The organism is Mesorhizobium sp. ESP-6-4 (genome assembly GCF_020164735.1).
GTDB lineage: Bacteria > Pseudomonadota > Alphaproteobacteria > Rhizobiales > Rhizobiaceae > Mesorhizobium.
The window spans coordinates 2501-6021 of record NZ_JAIUGS010000037.1; the positions used below are offsets into that span (position 1 = coordinate 2501).

The window sequence follows — 3521 nt, forward strand, 5'->3', positions numbered from 1 at the left end:
GTAAAGAGAAGATTTGTTCGAACTTCATGGGTCCCGAAAGGGCCATGATTTGTCGCAAGGGACGCTCAATCCCTTGCATATGATGGGTTTGCCTAACCGCGCCCTCGAACCGATCTCGAGAAGCTGGTCTTTTTGTGCCAATTCCATTGAAGCAAGTCCCGCACAGGATTTGGTTCATGCGACAATCCCTTCGGGATTGCGTGATGGGTATTGGCAATGAGAACGATCAAGTGTCTTAAGGGCAATTGGTGGATGCCTTGGCATGCACAGGCGATGAAGGACGTGATACGCTGCGATAAGCTACGGGGAGGTGCGAATACCCTTTGATCCGTAGATTTCCGAATGGGGAAACCCACCTAAGGTACTTGGAAAATCAGAGCAGCAGGGATGCGACGATCTTTCGGATCGCGCCGTCTTGCTGCTGTGGTTTCCAAGTATCGCTAATAGGTAACTTATCCTGAATACATAGGGATAAAGTGGCGAACGCGGGGAACTGAAACATCTAAGTACCCGTAGGAAAGGACATCAACCGAGACTCCGGAAGTAGTGGCGAGCGAACCCGGACCAGGCCAGTGGCGATTGAGAGACAAGCGGAACCTTCTGGAAAGTAGGGCCATAGCGGGTGACAGCCCCGTACGCGTAATGCGATCAATCGTCCTCGAGTAAGGCGGGACACGTGAAATCCTGTCTGAAATTGGGAGGACCACCTTCCAAGCCTAAGTACTCGTGCATGACCGATAGCGAACTAGTACCGTGAGGGAAAGGTGAAAAGCACCCCGACAAGGGGAGTGAAAGAGTACCTGAAACCGATTGCCTACAAACAGTGGGAGCCCGCAAGGGTGACCACGTACCTTTTGTATAATGGGTCAGCGACTTAGTGTGACGAGCAAGCTTAAACCGGTAGGTGTAGGCGCAGCGAAAGCGAGTCTGAACAGGGCGTTCAGTTCGTCGCATTAGACCCGAAACCGAGTGATCTAGCCATGAGCAGGTTGAAGGTAAGGTAACACTTACTGGAGGACCGAACCCATAACTGTTGCAATAGTTCGGGATGACTTGTGGCTAGGGGTGAAAGGCCAATCAAACTCGGAAATAGCTGGTTCTCCGCGAAATCTATTTAGGTAGAGCGTCGACCGAATACCCCAGGGGGTAGAGCACTGGATGGGCTAGGGGTCCTCACCGGATTACCAAACCTAACCAAACTCCGAATACCTGGGAGTACTAGTCGGCAGACACACGGCGGGTGCTAACGTCCGTCGTGAAAAGGGAAACAACCCTGACCTACAGCTAAGGTCCCCAAGTTATGGCTAAGTGGGAAAGGATGTGAGGATCCCAAAACAACCAGGATGTTGGCTTAGAAGCAGCCATCATTTAAAGAAAGCGTAACAGCTCACTGGTCTAAATAAGGGTCTTTGCGCCGAAAATGTAACGGGGCTAAAGCCATACACCGAAGCTTAGGGTTCGTGAGCAATCACGAGCGGTAGCGGAGCGTTCTGTAAGCTGATGAAGCCGTACCCGTGAGGGGCGGTGGAGGTATCAGAAGTGCGAATGCTGACATGAGTAACGTAAGGGGAGTGAGAGACTCCCCCGCCGAAAGACCAAGGGTTCCTGCTTAAAGTTAATCTGAGCAGGGTTAGCCGGCCCCTAAGACGAGGCGGAAACGCGTAGTCGATGGGAACCACGTTAATATTCGTGGGCCTGGAGGTAGTGACGGATCACACAAGTTGTCCAATCTTATCGGATTGAAAGGGCAGCGGAGTGGTTCCAGGAAATAGCTCCTCCTTATAGACCGTACCCGAAACCGACACTGGTGGTCAGGTAGAGTATACCAAGGCGCTTGAGAGAACTATGCTGAAGGAACTCGGCAAATTGCACGCGTAACTTCGGAAGAAGCGTGACCCTTTTCTGCGCAAGCAGAGGAGGGTGGCACAGACCAGGGGGTAGCGACTGTTTATCAAAAACACAGGGCTCTGCGAAGCCGCAAGGCGACGTATAGGGTCTGACGCCTGCCCGGTGCTGGAAGGTTAAGAGGAGGGGTGCAAGCTCTGAATCGAAGCCCCAGTAAACGGCGGCCGTAACTATAACGGTCCTAAGGTAGCGAAATTCCTTGTCGGGTAAGTTCCGACCTGCACGAATGGCGTAACGACTTCCCCGCTGTCTCCAGCATAGACTCAGTGAAATTGAATTCCCCGTGAAGATGCGGGGTTCCTGCGGTTAGACGGAAAGACCCCGTGCACCTTTACTATAGCTTTACATTGGCATTCGTAGTGGCATGTGTAGGATAGGTGGTAGGCTTTGAAGCCTGGGCGCCAGCTCAGGTGGAGCCACCCTTGAAATACCACCCTTATCACTATGGATGTCTAACCGCGGCCCGTTATCCGGGTCCGGGACAATGTATGGTGGGTAGTTTGACTGGGGCGGTCGCCTCCTAAAGAGTAACGGAGGCGCGCGATGGTGGGCTCAGAACGGTCGGAAATCGTTCGCTGAGTGCAATGGCATAAGCCTGCCTGACTGCGAGACTGACAAGTCGAGCAGAGACGAAAGTCGGTCATAGTGATCCGGTGGTCCCGCGTGGAAGGGCCATCGCTCAACGGATAAAAGGTACGCCGGGGATAACAGGCTGATGACCCCCAAGAGTCCATATCGACGGGGTTGTTTGGCACCTCGATGTCGACTCATCGCATCCTGGGGCTGGAGCAGGTCCCAAGGGTATGGCTGTTCGCCATTTAAAGCGGTACGTGAGTTGGGTTCAGAACGTCGTGAGACAGTTCGGTCCCTATCTGCCGTGGGTGTAGGAATATTGAAAGGATCTGTCCCTAGTACGAGAGGACCGGGATGGACGGATCTCTGGTGGACCTGTTGTGGCGCCAGCCGCATTGCAGGGTAGCTATATCCGGACGGGATAACCGCTGAAGGCATCTAAGCGGGAAACCCACCTTGAAACGAGTATTCCCTGAGAACCGTGGAAGACGACCACGTTGATAGGCCGGGTGTGGAAGAGCGGCAACGCTTGAAGCTTACCGGTACTAATAGTTCGATAGGCTTGATCGTTCTCATTACTTATATCCATCAAGGCGCAATCCGAAGGATTGTCGCCATTCTCACTCACGCTTGTTCCGCCCTGCGGGCGGCGCTACGTGGGTGCGGCGCAACAGCGCCGACGGTCGGTCGACCTTGCGAAGCTTCGCTTCGAAGGGCGCCAGGCTGAAAGAACGTCAAAGGCACAACAAAGACCAGCGAACAGCTTAGAGAAAGCAGCAAATAGGGCTCCCTATTCGCTACTCACTATTGGCTATTCGCTCAAACAGCTTCTCGATTTGAACATGCGTTTTGCCGACCTGGTGGTTATGGCGGAGCGGCTGCACCCGATCCCATTCCGAACTCGGCCGTGAAACGCTCCAGCGCTGATGGTACTTCGTCTCAAGACGCGGGAGAGTAGGTCGCTGCCAGGTCTGCAAAGCGCATGTTCAGCTCACTTCCAGATCCACAGGATCCGGATGAAGACAATCTTCTCTCTACGATCT

The 3521-nt window shown here is 53.6% G+C and carries 2 rRNA genes; both read left to right on the forward strand.

The features are described from left to right. Positions 1-224: 224 nt before the first annotated feature. Positions 225-3048 (forward strand): 23S ribosomal RNA (locus LB523_RS29150). A gap of 286 nt (positions 3049-3334) precedes the next feature. Continuing rightward, positions 3335-3449, forward strand: a 5S ribosomal RNA gene (gene rrf, locus LB523_RS29155). The last annotated feature ends 72 nt before the right edge of the window (positions 3450-3521 follow it).